Here is a 17126-nt window from a genome sequence, read left to right on the forward strand (position 1 = left end):
AGCTCGATCCGAATAGCCCGATCCGACTCGAAGGACGCGCACCGTGAACGATGAGCACTGCACTTTCGGCCTCTGGTACGACTTCCGCAACCCCACCCGATGGCCGCGCAGCTTCACCGACTTCTACCGGCAGAGCCTCGAACAGATCGCCTGGGCCGAACGCTGTGGGATCGGCTCGGTGTGGCTGACCGAGCATCACTTCATGGAGGACGGCTACACCCCGTCGCCGTTCGTGCTCGCCGCCGCGATCGGATCCCACACCGAGCACCTGCGGATCGGCACCAACCTGATCGTCGCCCCGCTGCACAACCCGATCCGGCTCGCCGAGGACGCGGCGACCGTGTCGCTCCTGACGGCGGGCCGCTTCGATCTCGGAGTCGGGCAGGGGTACTGGCAGCCGGAGTTCGCAGCGTTCGGGCGCTCGCTGCGGCACCGGCCGAGCCTGCTCGAGGAAGGCATCGCGCTGATCCGGCAGGCATGGGACGGCGACTGTGTCGAGTTCCGGGGCAGCCGCTTCGACTTCCCGGCACTGCCGGTGACGCCGCAGCCGGAGCGCACCCCGCAGGTGCTCGTCGGCGCGATGGCCGACCCGGCCATCGACCGGGCGGCGCGCATCGCCGACGGGTTCCTCAGCACCCAGAACGCGCACCACGAGACGTACCTCGACGCACTCGAGCGCCACGGACGCCCCCGCGACGCCGGCCGCATCTACGCCGGACAGTGGGCGGTGATCGCCGACGATCCGGAACGCGAATGGTCCCGGATCGGGGAGCACGCGCTGTACCAGATCAACGGTTACATCGGGATGGGGGCGTTCGGGCCGCCGGAGTCCACCCCGTTGTTCGACTCGCCGCAGGCCCTGGTCGACGCGGGGGCGTTCCAGTTGTGGGACGCGGCGACTGCGGTGCGGGAGCTCACCGCCCTGCTCGTGGCCCGGCCGCAGGTCAAGGACGTGCACTTCTGGGCGCAGCTGCCCGGCGAATCCGTCGACAGTGGTTCGGCCCGGATCGAACTGCTCACCTCGAAGGTGATGCCCGAAGTCCGTTCGGCGGTGGCCGCCGCCCGGCAGGAGGTGCCTGCATGACCCCGTCTCCGGGCAGCCCGCTGGTGATCACCGACTTCCTGTATCGCGCGCGGGAGTTGTTCTCGGCCAAGACGATCACGCAGTACCAGGACGGCGGGGCGATCTCGCGGTACACGTACCGCGAGTACACCGACCGGGTGTTCCGGCTGGCGGCGGCCCTGATCGATCTCGGGGTGCGGCCCGGTGACCGGGTGGCGACCCTGGCCTGGAACCATCGCCGTCACCTCGAGCTGTACCTGGCGGTGCCCCTGGCGGGTGCGGTGTTGCACACCGTCAACCTGCGGCTCGAGTCCGACGAGATCGCCTACATCGTCGACCACGCCGACGACCGGCTGATCTTCGCCGACACCGCGCTGCTGCCGCTGCTCGACACCACTCGCGCGCAGCGGCCCGACATGCTCGTCGTCACCACCGACGGCGACGGGATCGGCCTGCCCACCCAGGACGCACTCACCGACGCCGCCACACCCCTGACCGAGCCGGTTCCCCGCGACGAGAACGACCTCGCCGCACTGTGCTACACGTCCGGCACCACCGGTTTCCCCAAGGGCGTGGGGTATTCGCACCGCGCCCTGTACCTGCACACGTTCACCGCGTGCCTGGCCGACGGGCACGCGATCTGCGAGCGCGACACCGTCTGCCACGTCGTGCCGATGTTCCACGCCAATGCGTGGGGAATTCCGTTCGCGGCGTTGATGACCGGCGCGAACCAGGTGCTGCCGGGTGCGCACCCCGCGGTACCGGACATCGCCCGCGTCATCGAGGCCGAACGCGTCACCTATGTCGGGATGGTGCCAACGGTCGCCGTCGAGCTGGTGCGCCACGCCCTGGCGACGGGAACGGACCTGACGAGTCTGCGCGCGCTGGTGCTCGGCGGCTCGACCCCGACCCGGGAACTGATCCGCAGCATCGAAGAGGACCTCGGGGTCCCGGCCTACCAGGGCTGGGGCATGACGGAGATGTCGCCGATGGGCACGTTCGCCCGGCCTCCCCGCGCCGCCGACGACGATCCGGGCACGCGCTACGAGTACATCCGCCGGCAGGGGCGGTTGCTGCCCGGTCTGCGGTGGAAGCTCGTCGACGACGACGGCGCTGTAGTTCCCCACAACGGTGTCGATCGGGGTGAGCTGCTCATGCGGGGCCCGTGGGTGGCCGAACGCTACTTCCGCGACGAGCACCCGGAGGCGTTCACCGACGGCTGGCTGCGCACCGGCGACATCGCCACCATCGACGAGGAGGGTTATCTCACCATCGTCGACCGGGCGAAGGACCTGATCAAGAGTGGCGGCGAGTGGATCAGTTCGGTCGCGCTCGAACAGGCATTGGTGCAGGTCCCGCACGTCGCCGACGCCGCCGTGGTGGCCGTGCCGCACGAGAAGTGGCAGGAGCGGCCCCTGGCGTTCGTCGTCGCCGAGGAAGGGCACGTTCTGGACCCGGAAGCGGTGCGTACCGCGCTCACCGACCTCGCACCCCGCTGGTGGCTGCCCGAGCAGGTGGTGGTCGTCGAGTCGTTGCCGCGCACCAGCGTCGGCAAGGTCGACAAGAAACGCCTGCGCAGCACCGTCGACGCCCAGGCGTTTGTGGACTCCCACAACGACGGCGGGGCGAGGTTCCCCGCCTGAACCGGGTGCCGCTCTAACGTCGGGCCAACCGGTGCGGCGCGGGTGGCCCCGCCGGAGGCGTCGTCCCGAGGAGGCACACCGTGAAGTTCGGCATCTTCTACGTTCTCGAATGCCCGGACCGGGACTTCTCCCGCGCCTACCGCGAGATGCTCGAGCAGATCGCCTACGCCGAGCAGCTCGGATTCGACGAGGTGTGGCTGGCCGAACACCACGGCAGCGACTACGGGTCGATGCCGTCGCCCCAGGTGGCGGCGGCGGCGATCGCCGCCCGCACCGAACGGATGCGGATCGGCATCGCGGTGAGCAACCTGACGTTCGACTGGCCGGTGCGCATCGCGGAGGACTATGCGATGGTCGACGTCATCTCCGGTGGCCGCCTCGATTTCGGGGTCGGGCGCGGCTACCAGCCGGACGAGTTCCACAACATGGGCGTCGCCGATCTGCAGGGCGAGAGCCGCGAGGTATTCGTCGAGGCGCTCGAGATCGTGCGGGGCCTGTGGAGCAAGAGGCCAGGCGAACCGTTCTCCTACCACGGCAAGCACTTCGACCTCGACAACGTCGACTGCCGTCCCACCCCGGTGCAGCGGCCCACCCCGCCGATCTACATCGCCTCGATCAGCCCGGAGACCCTGGATCTGGCCGCCGATCAGGGCTACAACATGCTGGTCACGCCGACGTTGATGACGATGCCGGAGCTGAACGCGTTCGTCGTCGACGCCAAACGACGGCTGCGCGACCTCGGCCGGGACGTGCTGAGCCTGGATTTCCCGATGAACTGGCAGATCCACCTCGCGGACACCGAGGACGCCGCGGTCGAGAACGCGCGGGACGCCCTGACCTGGTACTTCGATGCGGCGCTCGCCGCGGTGCCGCAGGGTCCGGACGTGCCGCCGACCTACGAACGCTACGCCGAGTTGGTCACCGCGGCCGACGAGGCCGGCGGCATGACCGTCGAGGGTCTGCGCGACGGCGGCGTCGTGTACGTCGGTGATCCCGACGGCCTGACCCGGCAGCTCGAGGCCCTGCACGACGAGACCGGCCTGCAACACCTGATCTGCTGGATGCGGTTCGGCGGGCTGGCCCACGAGAAGGTGATGCGCTCACTCGAACTGTTCGCCGAACACGTCATGCCCCGGTTCCGTCATCGCCCGGCCGTGGTGCCGCGGGCCTTGCGGCACGACCCGGCCACCCCTCTGCTTCCCCATCCGTTCCATCCCACTTCCCCACTCGCACAGGAGGACACCATGGGTTATCTGCCCGTCGAGAACGACCGCCGAATCTACTTCGAACACCACCGCGGGGAGGGCCGGCCGATCGTGCTGATCCACGGCTGGGGTGCCACGGCCCGCGCCTGGGACACGACCCTGCCGGCGCTGCGCGCCCACGGCAACGAGGTCGTGACGCTCGATCTGCGGTGCTGCGGCCGGTCCGACAAGGACTTCGACGACGTGTCGATCGCCGCGCTGGCCGCCGACGTGGTGGCGCTGGTCGAGCATCTGGACCTGGACCGGCCGGTGATCAACGGTTGGTCGCTCGGCGGGGCGGTGGCGACCGCGGCCGCCGCGCAGCTCGGGGAGCGGGCGTCGGCCTTGGTGCTCACCGGCGGGGCATCGCCGCGATACACCGCCACCGACGACTGGCCGCACGGGGGGACGGTCGCCGACGTCGAGGGTGTGCTCGCCGGGGTCGCCGCGAACCGGGCCGAGACGTTCCGCGGGGTCGCTGCGGCGGTGTGCGCCCAGGACCCCGGCGAGGCCGTGCTCGAGTCGATCTGGGACATGTTCATGTCGATGGGGCCGCGGGGCGACGACTCGCTGCGTGATCTGGCGACGATCGACCTGCGCAAGGAGATCGCGGCGCTCGAGGTGCCGATCCTGCTGCTCCACGGCCGGCTCGATGCGTTCGTGCCGTTCTCCGGGGCCGAGGCGGTGCCGACGCTCAACGACCGCGCCGAGGTCGTGGAGTTCCCGTCGAGCGGGCATGCCCCGTTCCTCGAGGAGCGGGACCGCTATCTCGCCGCGTTGACGGGATTCCTGAACCGATGAGCGGCGTCAGGACGTGGCTGGTCACCGGCGGTTCCCGGGGCATCGGACGGGCCGTGGCGGAGGCCGCGGCCGCCCGCGGCGACAACGTCGCGGTGTTCGCCCGCAAGCCGGCGACGGCACCGTGGACACACCCCGACCGGGTGGTGGAGATCAACACCGACATCAGCGATACGGCGTCGGTCGGGCTCGGGGTGGACGCGGTGTTCGACCGGTTCGGTGCGCTCGACGTAGTGGTCAACGCCGCGGGTGTGCACCGCGGCGGCCGGATCGACGATCTGCCCCGCGCCCACTGGGACGAGGTGCTGGCCACCAACCTCACCGGTGCGTTCGAGGTGGCCCGTACCGTCGTTCCCCGGCTGTCCGCGGGGGCGGCGATAGTCAATGTCGGTGCGGTGGTGGGCTTCCGGGGGTTCCCCGGCGACGTCGCCTACGGTGCGGCGAAGGCCGGGCTGAGTGGGCTGACCCAGGTGCTCGCCGTCGAGCTGGCACCGCGGGACATCCGCGTCAATCTCGTCATCCCCGGTTTCGTGGACACCGACATGACCTCGGCGTTGACGGGCCGGGCCCGGGAGCGGGTCGTCGCGGCGATCCCGATGGGCCGAACGGGCCGCCCCGAGGAGATTGCGCAGGTCGTCGTGGGTGTCGCGGACGCGCCGTACATGACCGGCTCGGTGGTGGCCACCGACGGTGGGCTGATGTCCTCGTTCAGCTCGCGGGCGTGACCGTCCGGTCGTTGTAGCGGCCTACAACGACCGGAAAACCGGCGTGACCCACACCACAGTCTTCCGGATACCGTCGGAGGCAGCAGTTGGGAAGTTCTTCCCCCGCTCCCTGATTCGTCCTCACTCGAAGGAGCTCAGATGGACAACGTCGCGACCGCCGGAAGCCTCGAAGCGGCCAACAAGAAGCTCGTCGCCGAGTTCATGGAGGTGTTCACCTCCGGCGACGTCGAGGCGATCCTCGGCTACCTCGCCCCCACCGCCACGTGGTGGGTGGCCGGCACCATCGACGGAATCTCCGGGACCAAGACCAAGGAGGAGTTCCGCGAGATGCTCTCGGGCCTGTCCGCGACCACCAGGACCGGGGCGATCGCCCTGACCCCGCGGGCGTGGACGGCCGAGGGCGACCGGGTCGCCGTCGAAACCGAGTCGTACTCGGAGATGGCCAACGGCCGCGTCTACAACAACCTCTACCACTTCGTCTTCGAGATCCGGGACGGCCTGATCCAGTCGGTCAAGGAGTACCTCGACACCGAACACACCCGGGCCGTGTTCCTCGCACCCTGATCCGCTTCCCGTCTCCCTCCATCCCCCCTCACACAAGGAGTTACGTCCATGGACGTCGGCATGCTGCTCGTGTTCCAGAACTACCACGAAAACGTCAGCGACCAGGAAGTGTTCGTCCGCGAACTCGAGATGGGCGTCGCCGCGGAGAAGTACGGCTTCGATGCCGTCTGGTCCGCCGAACACCACTTCGACGACTACTCGATGTGCCCGGACAACATGCAGATCATGTCGTACCTCGCGGCCCGCACGTCGACCGTCAAGCTGGGCACCGGCGCGGTGATCCTGCCGTGGAACAATCCCGTCCGCGTCGTCGAGAAGATGACGATGCTCGACATGATGTCCGAGGGTCGCGCCCTGTTCGGCATGGGCCGCGGACTGGCCAAGATGGAGTACGACGCGTTCGGCATCCCGATGGACGAAGCGCGTGGACGGTTCATCGAAGCCGCCAACCTCGCGATCGAGGGGCTGCGCACCGGTGTGGTGGACCAGCCGGACGGCGAGTTCTACCCGCAGCAGCGCGTCGAGATCCGTCCGGCCCCGAACCCGGCCTACGAGTGGGGACGCGACCGCCTGTTCGGCGCCGCGATGTCGCCCGACTCGGTTCCGGTCATCGCCGATCTCGGCGTCCGCATGATGACGTTCATGCAGTTCGAGTTCGGCAAGCACGCCGAGGCGATCAATCGGTGGCGCGACCTGTACCGCGAGCGCTGGAACACCGAGCCGCTGCCGCCGGTCATCCAGGACTTCGTGATCTGCCACGAGGACGCGGAGGAGGCTCGCCGCCTCGCCTACGAGCACGTCGCGCGGTATTTCCTGTCGGTGATCAAGCACTACGACTTCGCCGGCGAGCACTGGCGCGAGACGAAGGGCTACGAGACCTACCAGGTCGGCGCCGACATGATCCGCGAGGCCGGAATGGAAGCCGCGGCCGACGCCTACGTCGAGGCCAACGTGTACGGCACGCCCGAGCAGATCGTCGAGAAGTACGCCGCCCGGCACGAGATGATCGGCGACTTCTTCGCCAATGCGGCGTTCGCGTTCGGCGGCCTGCCGATCGAGCAGGCGGAGAAGGCCCTGAAGCTCTACGGCGAGAAGGTCGTCCCCGAGCTCCACAAGATGAAGGCGCCGGTTCCGGCGAACGCCTGAGCCGTTCGGGGCGGTGCCCGGTCCCGACGGGCACCGCTCCGGCCGACCCCGTCGGAGGACGAGATGAATCCAATTGCCGCCCAAGAGTTCACCGCCGAGTTCCGGGACGTGATGGCCAGTGTGTGCACCCCGGTGACGGTGGTGACCGCACTCGACGGTGCCCGCCCGCACGGCACCACCGTCAGCGCCTTCGCCTCGCTGTCGCTCGATCCTCCGATGGTCCTGGTGGCCCTCGACCGCGGGTCCGACCTGCTCACGGTCGTGCGGTCCGGAGGACGGTTCGGGGTCAACGTCCTCGGCCACGGCCAGGACGCCCTCGCCCTGACGTTCGCCCGCAAGGGCACCGACAAGTTCGACGGGGTCGACTGGTCGCTGTCGGCCGGGGTGCCGCGGGTCGACGCGGCGCCGGGGTGGTTGGCGTGCCGGGTCGCCGACCTCGTCGACGGCGGCGACCACGTCGTCGTCCTCGGGCACGTCGAAGCCGCCGCCCGCGTCGACCATCCGCCGCTGACGTACCACCGGCGCACCTTCGGCACCCACAGCGCAGAACAGGAGTAGTCGCCATGCCACGGACCAGCCCCGCTCAGGACGTCGAACTCGCGGTCGAGACCCTCGCCGCCGGCGGCATGGTCGTCGTCGTGGACGACGACGACCGGGAGAACGAAGGCGACCTCGTCGCGGCCGCCGCCACGATGACCGCCGAGCAGATGGCGTTCATCGTCCGGCACACCACCGGCATCGTCTGCGCGCCGATGACCGCGCACCGCGCCGACACCCTCGACCTGCCGCTGATGGTCGAACACAACACCGACGCGCACGGCACGGCGTTCACCGTCACCGTCGACCACGTCTCCACCGGGACCGGGGTCAGCGCGCAGGACCGGGCCGCGACCGTGCGGGCACTCGCCGACGACACGACCGAACCTGCGGATCTGCGCCGGCCGGGCCACGTCTTCCCGCTGCGCGCCCGCGAGGGCGGGGTGCTCGCCCGCGCCGGGCACACCGAGGCGACCGTGGATCTGCTGCGTCTCGCCGGGGCCGGAGACGTGGGGGTGATCGGGGAGATCGTCGCCGAGGACGGCTCGATGCGCCGCGGCGCCGATCTCGTCGCGTTCGCCCGGGAGCACGGCCTGCCCCTGCTGCGGATCGCCGACCTGGTGCGATACCGGGCTGCGACGGAGCCGTTCGTCGAGCTCGTCGCCGAGGCGACGATGCCCACCGAGTTCGGGGAGTTCCGGGCCGTGGCGTTCCGGTCGGTGCTCGACGGCACCGAGCATCTCGCGCTGGTCATGGGCGACGTCGCCGCCGCCGGACGCACCTCCGACGGGGTGCTGGTGCGGGTGCACAGCGAGTGCCTGACCGGCGACATCCTCGGTTCGCTGCGATGCGACTGCGGGGCGCAGCTCGAGCGTGCGCTCGCCGAGATCGCCCGGGAAGGGTGCGGGGTGCTCGTGTACCTGCGCGGCCACGAGGGCCGGGGCATCGGGCTGGCCCACAAGATCCGCGCGTACTCGCTGCAGGAGCAGGGCCTCGACACCGTCGATGCGAACCGGGCGCTCGGTCTGCCCGACGACTCGCGCAGCTACGGGGTGGGCGCCCGGATCCTCGCCGACCTGGGCGTGCGGCGGATGCGGCTGATCACCAACAATCCCGGCAAACTCGGTGGGCTGGAGGGCTATTCGATCGAGATCGTCGGGCGGGTGGCGTTGCCGACCGTCGTCACCGCACACAACGTGCGCTACCTGCGGGCCAAGCGGGACCGGATGGGCCACGAGCTCGACGGCGCACTGGCGACTGTGATCGCGACCTGATTTCCCGTAGATTGTGATAATGAACAACATCGACACGTGGCGGCGCCGCACCCTCGGGCGCCGGGAGGTGAGGTAGACGCATGGCGCTGCCGAGCGGGAACGTCGAGCCGACGACGCCTGAGCACGGCTCCGCCCGTGCGACGGTCCCGACCGCCGCCCACGCGCCCACCCTGGTGGCCCACCCCGCGACCCGGCCCCGCGAACGCGACGTCATCACCGCGTTCGCCGAGATCACCGGGGAAGCCATCGGCGACGCCGACCTCGAACAACTGCTCCGCTCGGTGTGCGTGAAACTGTGCACCGTGCTCGGGGTGTCCCGCAGTTCGCTCTACCTCCGACGCCCCGACGGCCGGTTCCGCGGCGCCGCGGGACACTGCGCCGACGAGGGCGACATCACCGAAGCCGTCAAGCGCCAGGAATCCGGGATCGCCGGCGACCACTTCAGCCGGGAGATCATCGAGACCGCCCGGTCGGTGCTCATCGAGGACGTCCCCAACGACCCGCGCCCCCATCGCCGGACCATGGAGCACTGGCGGGTCCGCGCCATGCTCGGGGTGCCGTTGGTGTTCGACGGAGAGGTCATCGGCCTGCTCTTCGTCGACAACAAGGATCTTCCCCGCCGTTACACCGCCGAGGACATCGAGATCGCCGAGATGTTCGCCCAGCTCAGCGCGTTGTTCCTCACCCAGGCGATGCTCAACTCGCGGCTGCGGGCACAGGCCTCGGAGATCACCCGCAGCCGCAACACGCTCGCCTACCTCGCGGACGTGCACCGCAAGCTCACCAACGCCGTGCTCGAGGGCGCCGACATCCAGCGCGTGGTGCGGCTGCTCAGCGACCTGTCGACCAAGCCCGTCGTCCTCTACGACGAGGACTTCCGGGTACTCGCCTGGGCGGCGCCGGTCACCCTCGGATTGGACCGCGCCCCGGTGATCTCGGAGCAGATCCGGCGCATGCCCTCGGTCGAGGCCGAACTCGCCGGCCTGAGCCCGGACCGGCCGTCGGCCGTGGTGCCGCCCACGTTGTCCGTCGGCCTCGGCCGCCGGCATCTGCTGTGCCGGCTGATGATCGAGGGCAAACCCAACGGCTACCTGGGCATCGTCGAGGTCGGCCGTTCGCTCGAGCAGGTCGACGCGAACATCGCCGAACACGGCGCGACGGTGCTGTCCCTGCAGATCCTCTCCGAACGCCGGCAGATCGAGACCCAGGGCCAGGCCCGCGACGACTACCTGTCGGATCTGCTGCGCAACACCCGCGACAAGGAACACCTGGTGCGGCGCGGCCCGCAGTTCGGTATCGACCTCACGTATCCGCACGTGCTGGTCCGGTTCACCCTCGCGGCGAACCAGCGGATGTCCGCCTCCGCCGCGCAGCGTCTGGTCACCCGCCGCTTCCAGGAGGTGCTCGGGATCGACGAGCCGGCGGCGGTGAAACTGCCCGGCAGCGTGATCGTCCTGGTGCCGCTGCCCGACGATGGCTGCGCGGAGGAACTGCAGCGGGTGCGCGGCGCGGTGTCGCGGATCCGCGCGTCGCTGCAGCCGCAGCTGGCGACCGGCGCCACCGTCATCTCCGGTGTGTGCCGGGAGGTCACCGACTTCCCGCAGGCCGCCCGGGAGATGCGGGAGGTCGCCGAGATCGCGCGATCGTTCGAATGGTCCGCCGGGGTCCTCGACGTCACCGAGCTCGGACTGTTCCGGCTGGTCGTCAGCTCCGGCCGGGTCAAGGAGGCGGTGCACTTCGCGCACGAGTACCTGCACGCCGTGCAGACGGCCGACGACGGCGTCCTGCTCGACACGTGGCGCGCGTTCGTCACCGCCGAGGGGCGGGTCCAGGGCGCCGCACAGACGCTGGACGTGCACGAGAACACGGTGCGCTACCGGATGGGCAAGATCAAGGAACTGACCCGGCTCGATCCGGCCAGTCTCGACGTCATGCTCTCGGCGCGGCTCGCCTTCCAGATCCTCGACTTCTCCGGCCGCTGACCAGCGCGGACCCTACTCCCACGGCGGTTGTGGAAACCCACAACGGGCGACGAAAGCCGCACTGCCCCCACCGGACCCGGCCGATACCGTCGTGGTATGCCGACCGATACGACAGACAGCGAACTGACGGGGATCGATCTCCCCGCGCTGCGCGACTGGATGGACGCAAGCGGCCTCGGTGCCGGCGACCTCACCGAGGTCTCCCCGATCGGCGGCGGAACGCAGAACATCATGCTCGCGTTCGAGCGGGCGGGAACCCGCTACGTTCTCCGCCGCGGACCGAAACACCTTCGCCCGCACTCGAACCGGATGATGCTGCGGGAGATGACCCTGCTGCGTGCCCTGGCCGGGACCGCGGTGCCGCACCCGAGCTTCATCGCCGGGTGCGAGGATACCGACGTCCTCGGCGCCGTCTTCTATCTGATGCACGCTGTGGACGGCTACAACGCAGCGGAGAGCCTGTCCCCCGCCCACGCCGCCGACCGGGACACCCGCCGTCGCATGGGCCTGGCAATGGTCGACGCGCTCACCGAACTCGGCCGGGTCGACCCTGCCGCGATCGGTCTGACGGGATTCGGACGCCCGGAGGGGTTCCTCGAACGGCAGGTGGGCCGCTGGACCAGCGAACTCGAGTCCTACACGCTGCTGTCCGGATATCCCACGGTGCTGCTGCCCGGCGTCGACCGCCTCGCGTCGTGGCTCGACGACAACCGGCCCCGGCAGTGGACACCCGGCATCCTGCACGGCGACTACCACGTCTCCAACGTCATGTTCGATCGGATCGCCCCCACGGTGAATGCGATCGTCGACTGGGAGATGGCCACCGTCGGCGATCCGCTGCTCGACCTCGGCTGGATGCTCGCGATCTGGCCCGAGACCGACGGCGAGCCCGACCTGCTCGAAAGCCGCCTCGCCGACGCCGGTGGACTGCCCACCCGTGCGGAACTGGTGCGGCGGTACGCCGAGAACACCGACCGCGATCTCGCCGCCCTCGACTGGTACACCGCGCTGGCCGCGTTCAAACTCGGCATCATCCTCGAAGGCACCTACGCCCGCGCCTGTTCCGGGCAGGCCCCCCGCCCGGTCGGCGACCGGCTGCACCGGTACGCCCTCCACCTGTTCGAGCGCACCCTGCGCTTCCTCGACTGACCCGCCGACCCCGGAGGTAGACACACATGGCATGGGATTTCTCCACCGAACCCGAATTCCAGCAGAAGCTGGACTGGATGACCGCCTTCGTGCGCGAGGAGATCCGTCCGCTCGAAACCCTCGAGCTGACCTGGCCGCAACTGCTCACCGCGATTGCTCCGCTGCAGCAGAAGGTCAAGACGCAGCAGCTGTGGGCCGCGCACCTCGACCCCGAACTCGGCGGACAGGGCTACGGCCAGGTCAAGCTCGGTCTGATGCACGAGATCCTCGGTTCGTCACCCCTCGGTCCGATCGTGTTCGGCTGCCAGGCACCGGATTCCGGCAATGCGGAGATCCTCGCCGCGGTCGGCACCGACGACCAGAAGCGCCGCTGGCTCGACCCGCTGCTCGCCGGTGAGAAGTACTCCGCCTTCGCCCTGACCGAACCGGACAACGCCGGCGCCGACCCGACCAACCTGCAGACCACCGCCGTCCGCGACGGCGACGACTGGGTGCTGAGCGGCGACAAGTGGTTCATCAGCAACGCCTCGACCGCCGACTTCGTCATCGTCGTCGCAGTCACCGATCCCGACGCCGAACGACACCGCCGCGCCTCGCAGTTCATCGTCCCCATCGACGCCCCCGGCCTGGACGTGGTGCGCGACATCGCCTCGATGGAGAACCCGTCGCCGCGCGAGAACACCTACGGCTCGCACTGCGAGGTGACCCTGCGCGACGTGCGGGTCGGCGCCGACGCGCTGCTCGGCAATCCCGGCGACGGCTTCCTCATCGCCCAGAAGCGACTCGGCCCCGGCCGCATTCACCACTGCATGCGGTGGATCGGCCAGGCCAACCGCGCCTTCGACATGATGTGCGAACGCGCCACCTATCGCTTCGCGCACGGCAGCGTCCTCGGCGAGAAGCAGACGGTGCGCAACTGGATCGCCGACTCCGCCGCCGAGATGCAGGCGCTGCGGCTGATGACGCTGCAGGCCGCCTGGGTGATCGACACCCAGGGCACCAAGGCGGCCCGCAAGGAGATCGCCATGATCAAGTACTTCGGCGCGAAGATCCTCCACGACATCATCGACCGGGCCGTGCAGACCCACGGCTCCCTCGGCTACAGCTCCGACCTGCCGCTCGACTTCATGTACCGCGCGGCGCGCGCCGCGCGGCTCTACGACGGCCCGGACGAGGTGCACCGCGACACCGTCGCCAAGCTGATCCTGCGTGACTACGAGGCGCCGGCCGACCGGATTCCCACCGAGCACGTGCCCACGCGGCGCCGCGCCGCACAGGAACGCTACGCCGCACTGTTCGACGAGGTGCTCGCGTCTGTGTGAGGCTGGGCGCGCCCCCCCGCGCCCGAGCGTGCACTTCTCGTGACGACACGCCGGGCGGTGGCACGAGAAGTGCACGCTTGCCGGAACATTGGGCGCCAACGCTACGGACGGGGCCCGATCACCTGGCGCGAGCACCGGTGTCCGGCACCACCAGGACGTCCGTGGTGGCGTGTCGCAGCACGTGCTGGGCGACGCTGCCGAGCACTGCGTATTCGAGGGCGGAACGCTCCCCGGTTCCGACGACGATCAGCTCGGCGCGATGCTCGGCTCCGATCTCCGGAATCATCGAGGGCGCATGGCCGGATTCGATGCGGGTGTCGGCGGGCTCGGGGATCAGGGTCGCGGCGAGTTCGTCGAGGTGGAGGCGGATCTGTTCGGTGCTGACGTGCCGCAGCTGCGCCAGCGCGGCGTCGTCGGCGCCGTGCAGTCGCATGAGTTGTTCGCCCATCACGACGGACACGTGTACGAGAACGTGGTCGGCCTCGGGGGTCCAGGCTGCGGCGGTGTGGGCGGCCGAGGTGGCGGCACGAGAGGTGTCGACGGCCAGGAGGACGGTCCGGTAGGGGCCGGCCGGTGGATTCTTGACCACCAGTACGGGCGCGGTGCTGGTGCCGACGAGACGTTCGGCGGTGCTGCCCGGCAACGCTCCGGCGAGCCGGCGGGCTCCGTGCGCGCCGACGACCAGCAGGTCGGTGTCGCGTTCCCGGGCGAGGGCGCCGACGGTGGAGGCGACCTCACCGGCCCGGACCACGCCCTCGATGTCCCCGCCGCAGCGGCGCAGATGGTCCGTCAGGAGAGTGTGCGCGCGCCGCGTTGTTTCCGGTGCGGCCGGGGACGGCACGACCTGCACGGCGGTGAGCTGCGCGTGGTGCTCGCGGGCGAGTTGTGCAGCGCGGCGCACCGCGTCGGCCGCGCCGTCGGACAGGTCGGTGGCGACCAGGATGTGCCGAAGAGGGGACGTGTCCATCGTGCTCACGACTCGGCACGTCGGGCACGGATGCGGCGGACCACCCACTTCTCCGCCTCGGCGACGAAGAAGACCGTCAGCCCGACGCCGAGCACCTTCGCCCACTCCACGAGCGTCAGTCCCGCGGAGCCGAACACGGTCTGGAAGAACGACGTGTAGGTGTAGAGCAGCTGCAGCCCGATGCAGGCGGTGATCGCACCCAGCACGTAGCGGTTGCCGAACAGCCCCTCCCGGTTCAGGACCGAGCCCTCGATGCGGCGGCTGTTGATCAGGTAGAACATCTCGGCCACGACGATCGCGTTGACCGCGATCGTGCGGGCCACCTCCACAGTCGTACCCGCTTCCAGCTCCCACAGGAACAGCCCCAGCGCGCCGGCCATCATGAGCACCGACACCATCGCCACGCGCCACACGAAGAACGCCGACAACAGCGACTCGGTGGGCGGACGCGGCGGCCTGCGCATCACGGACGCCTCGGTCGGTTCGAACGCGAGTGCCAGGCCCAGGGTGCTGACCGTGGCCAGGTTGATCCACAGCACCTGGGCCGGGGTGAGCGGCAGCGTCAGCTGGAACAGGATCGCGGCGATCACCACGAGTGCTTCGCCGCCGTTGGTGGGCAGCATGAACAGCACGAACTTCTTGAGGTTGTCGTAGACGCCGCGACCCTCGCGCACCGCCGCGGCGATCGTCGCGAAGTTGTCGTCCGCCAGCACCATGTCGGCGGCTTCCTTGGCGGCCTCGGTGCCGCCGGCACCCATCGCCACACCGACGTCGGCGCGGGTGAGGGCCGGGGCGTCGTTGACGCCGTCGCCGGTCATCGCCACCACGTGGCCGTTCTCCTGCAGTGCCCGCACCAGGCGCAACTTGTGTTCGGGGCTGGCCCGGGCGAACACGTCGGTGTCGGCGACCACGCGCCGCAGCGCAGGTTCGTCGAGTGCTTCGATCTCGGCGCCGGTGACGGGCCGCGAGCCGATGCCCAGTCCCATCTGGGTGCCGATCTCAGCGGCCGTGTCGGCGTGATCGCCGGTGATCATCTTGACCGTGATGCCCGCCCGGTGGCATTCGCGGACCGCGACGACGGCTTCCTCGCGGGGCGGGTCGATGATCCCGACAAGCGCGAGCAGGGTGAAGTCGTGCTCGGCGTCCTCGAAGTCGAGGGTGGCACCGACGGCGTCGCGGTCCCGGTAGGCCAGGGCCAGCACGCGCAGTCCCTGCGTGGCGGTCTCCGTCGCGCGGGTGCTCCAGTAGGCCGTGTCGACGACGGTCCGCGAGCCGTCCTTCTCGAGCTGATGGGTGCACGCCGCGAGCACCTTCTCCGGCGCGCCCTTGAGGAAGATCCGCTCGTGCACATCGTCGTCGGCGCGGTGCAGGGTGGCCATGAATCGGTGTTCGGATTCGAAGGGCACGACGTCCAGACGCGGCCAGGCGTGCTCGGCGTCCTGCTGAGTCAGCCCCGCCTTGCGTCCGAGTACGAGCAGCGCCGCCTCGGTGGGGTCGCCCTCGATCTGCCATGCCCCGTCCACGTCGAGCAGGCGCGCGTCGTTGCACAGCACACCGGCCCGCACGGCCAGATCCAGCGGGGGGACGGATGCCCGATCCGCGACGGTGCCTTCGCCGGCGGTCAGCGCCCCGACCGGGGCGTAGCCGATCCCGCCGACGTCGATGCGGTGGTGCGCGCACAACACCTTCTGCACGGTCATCTCGTTGCGGGTGAGCGTGCCGGTCTTGTCGGAGCAGATCACGGTGACCGAACCGAGCGTCTCGACCGCCGGTAGTCGCCGGATCACCGCGTTGCGCCGGGCCATCCGCTGCACCCCGAGCGAGAGGGTGACCGTCATGATCGCCGGCAGCCCCTCGGGGATGGCCGAGGCGGCGAGCGCGACGACGAGGGTGAACATCTGCGCCGGGGATTCGCCGCGCCACGCGATTCCGAGTACGAACGTCGCCGCAGCGACGACCAGGATGACCACGGCCAGCCACCGGGCGAACCGGCCGATCTGCCGCAGCAGCGGCGTCGTGGTCTTCGGGATTCCGGCGAGGAGGGCATTGATGCGGCCGAGTTCGGTGTGGACACCGGTGGCGGTGACCACGCCGTCACCCTGCCCGAACACGGCAACGGTTCCGGCGTAGGCGGCCGACCGGCGGTCCCCGAGTTCGCTGTCCGCGTGCACCGGGCGGGACGTCTTGTCCACCGGGACGGATTCCCCGGTCAGGGCCGCCTCGTCGACTCGGAGTTCGCGCACGCGGATCAACCGCAGGTCGGCGGGCACCCGGTCTCCGGAGACGAGCCGGACGACGTCGCCGGGCACCAGGTCGGCCGCGGGGAGATCGACGATCCGTCCGTCCCGGTGCACGCGGGCGCGGGGTGCGAGCATCGCCCGGATCGAGTCGAGCGCCGATTCGGCCCGCCCCTCCTGCACAAATCCGAGGAGCGCATTGATCACGACGGCGGCGAGCAGCACCGCCGTGTCGATCCAGTGCTGCAGGAACGCGGTGATGACCGCGGCGCCGAGCATCACGTAGAGCAGGACGTTGTGGAACTGCCGTAGCAGCCGCCACCACCAGCGGTCCGACGGGGGACGCGGCAGCTCGTTCGGACCGTGCTCGGTCAGCCGCCGCTCCGCTTCGTCCGAGCTCAGCCCGGTCGGCGAGGTGCCCAGACGATCCAGCGTTGCGGTGGTGTCGAGCGCGTGCCATTGGTGCATTACTTGC

13 protein-coding genes are annotated in these 17126 nt (G+C 70.0%); 11 read left to right on the forward strand and 2 right to left on the reverse strand.

The window, feature by feature from the left end; genetic code table 11:
* Window positions 1-43 precede the first annotated feature (43 nt).
* The 11 genes from AC2IPW_RS20140 (at window position 44) to AC2IPW_RS20190 (ending at window position 13447) form a co-directional block, all read left to right on the forward strand.
* Window positions 44-1084 carry an LLM class flavin-dependent oxidoreductase gene (locus tag AC2IPW_RS20140; protein WP_486375498.1) on the forward strand — a complete coding sequence of 347 codons (1041 nt, stop codon included), beginning with the start codon at window positions 44-46 and terminating at the stop codon, window positions 1082-1084.
* Window positions 1081-2706 carry a long-chain-fatty-acid--CoA ligase gene (locus AC2IPW_RS20145; RefSeq protein WP_486375499.1) on the forward strand — a complete coding sequence of 542 codons (1626 nt, stop codon included), beginning with the start codon at window positions 1081-1083 and terminating at the stop codon, window positions 2704-2706. Before AC2IPW_RS20140 ends, AC2IPW_RS20145 begins: the two co-directional genes overlap by 4 nt.
* A gap of 80 nt (window positions 2707-2786) precedes the next feature.
* The gene (locus AC2IPW_RS20150) at window positions 2787-4751 is read left to right on the forward strand and encodes an LLM class flavin-dependent oxidoreductase (RefSeq protein ID WP_486375500.1); all 1965 of its coding nucleotides are present in this window, start codon (window positions 2787-2789) and stop codon (window positions 4749-4751) included.
* Window positions 4748-5473, forward strand: coding sequence for an SDR family NAD(P)-dependent oxidoreductase (locus AC2IPW_RS20155; RefSeq protein WP_486375501.1), 726 nt, complete (start codon window positions 4748-4750; stop codon window positions 5471-5473). The genes AC2IPW_RS20150 and AC2IPW_RS20155 overlap by 4 nt, the downstream gene beginning before the upstream one ends.
* Before the next feature lie 138 nt (window positions 5474-5611).
* Window positions 5612-6037 (forward strand): nuclear transport factor 2 family protein, encoded by a 426-nt coding sequence (locus tag AC2IPW_RS20160; protein WP_017679954.1) that lies wholly within the window; start codon window positions 5612-5614, stop codon window positions 6035-6037.
* Window positions 6038-6085: 48 nt separating this feature from the next.
* Window positions 6086-7183, forward strand: coding sequence for an LLM class flavin-dependent oxidoreductase (locus tag AC2IPW_RS20165; protein ID WP_017679953.1), 1098 nt, complete (start codon window positions 6086-6088; stop codon window positions 7181-7183).
* 63 nt (window positions 7184-7246) lie between these two features.
* Window positions 7247-7741, forward strand: coding sequence for a flavin reductase family protein (locus AC2IPW_RS20170; RefSeq protein ID WP_017679952.1), 495 nt, complete (start codon window positions 7247-7249; stop codon window positions 7739-7741).
* A gap of 5 nt (window positions 7742-7746) precedes the next feature.
* Window positions 7747-8994, forward strand: a complete 1248-nt coding sequence (locus AC2IPW_RS20175) for a bifunctional 3,4-dihydroxy-2-butanone-4-phosphate synthase/GTP cyclohydrolase II (RefSeq protein ID WP_040270261.1) — start codon at window positions 7747-7749, stop codon at window positions 8992-8994.
* A gap of 80 nt (window positions 8995-9074) precedes the next feature.
* Entirely contained in the window at window positions 9075-10976 is a 1902-nt protein-coding gene (locus AC2IPW_RS20180; protein ID WP_486375502.1) for a helix-turn-helix domain-containing protein, read from the forward strand.
* A gap of 96 nt (window positions 10977-11072) precedes the next feature.
* Window positions 11073-12125, forward strand: coding sequence for a phosphotransferase family protein (locus AC2IPW_RS20185; RefSeq protein WP_040270257.1), 1053 nt, complete (start codon window positions 11073-11075; stop codon window positions 12123-12125).
* A gap of 26 nt (window positions 12126-12151) precedes the next feature.
* Window positions 12152-13447: an acyl-CoA dehydrogenase family protein gene (locus tag AC2IPW_RS20190; protein WP_237210673.1), complete on the forward strand. Its 1296-nt coding sequence runs from the start codon at window positions 12152-12154 to the stop codon at window positions 13445-13447.
* Window positions 13448-13565: 118 nt separating this feature from the next.
* On the opposite strand, the gene AC2IPW_RS20195 is transcribed toward AC2IPW_RS20190, so the two are convergent.
* Window positions 13566-14414, reverse strand: a complete 849-nt coding sequence (locus tag AC2IPW_RS20195) for a universal stress protein (RefSeq protein ID WP_225223195.1) — start codon at window positions 14412-14414, stop codon at window positions 13566-13568.
* 5 nt (window positions 14415-14419) lie between these two features.
* A complete protein-coding gene (locus tag AC2IPW_RS20200; RefSeq protein WP_010593339.1) occupies window positions 14420-17119 on the reverse strand; it encodes a cation-transporting P-type ATPase in 2700 nt (899 codons plus the stop codon).
* Between the last annotated feature and the right edge of the window lie 7 nt (window positions 17120-17126).

It is taken from the genome of Rhodococcus sp. NS-SX18 (assembly GCF_057367935.1).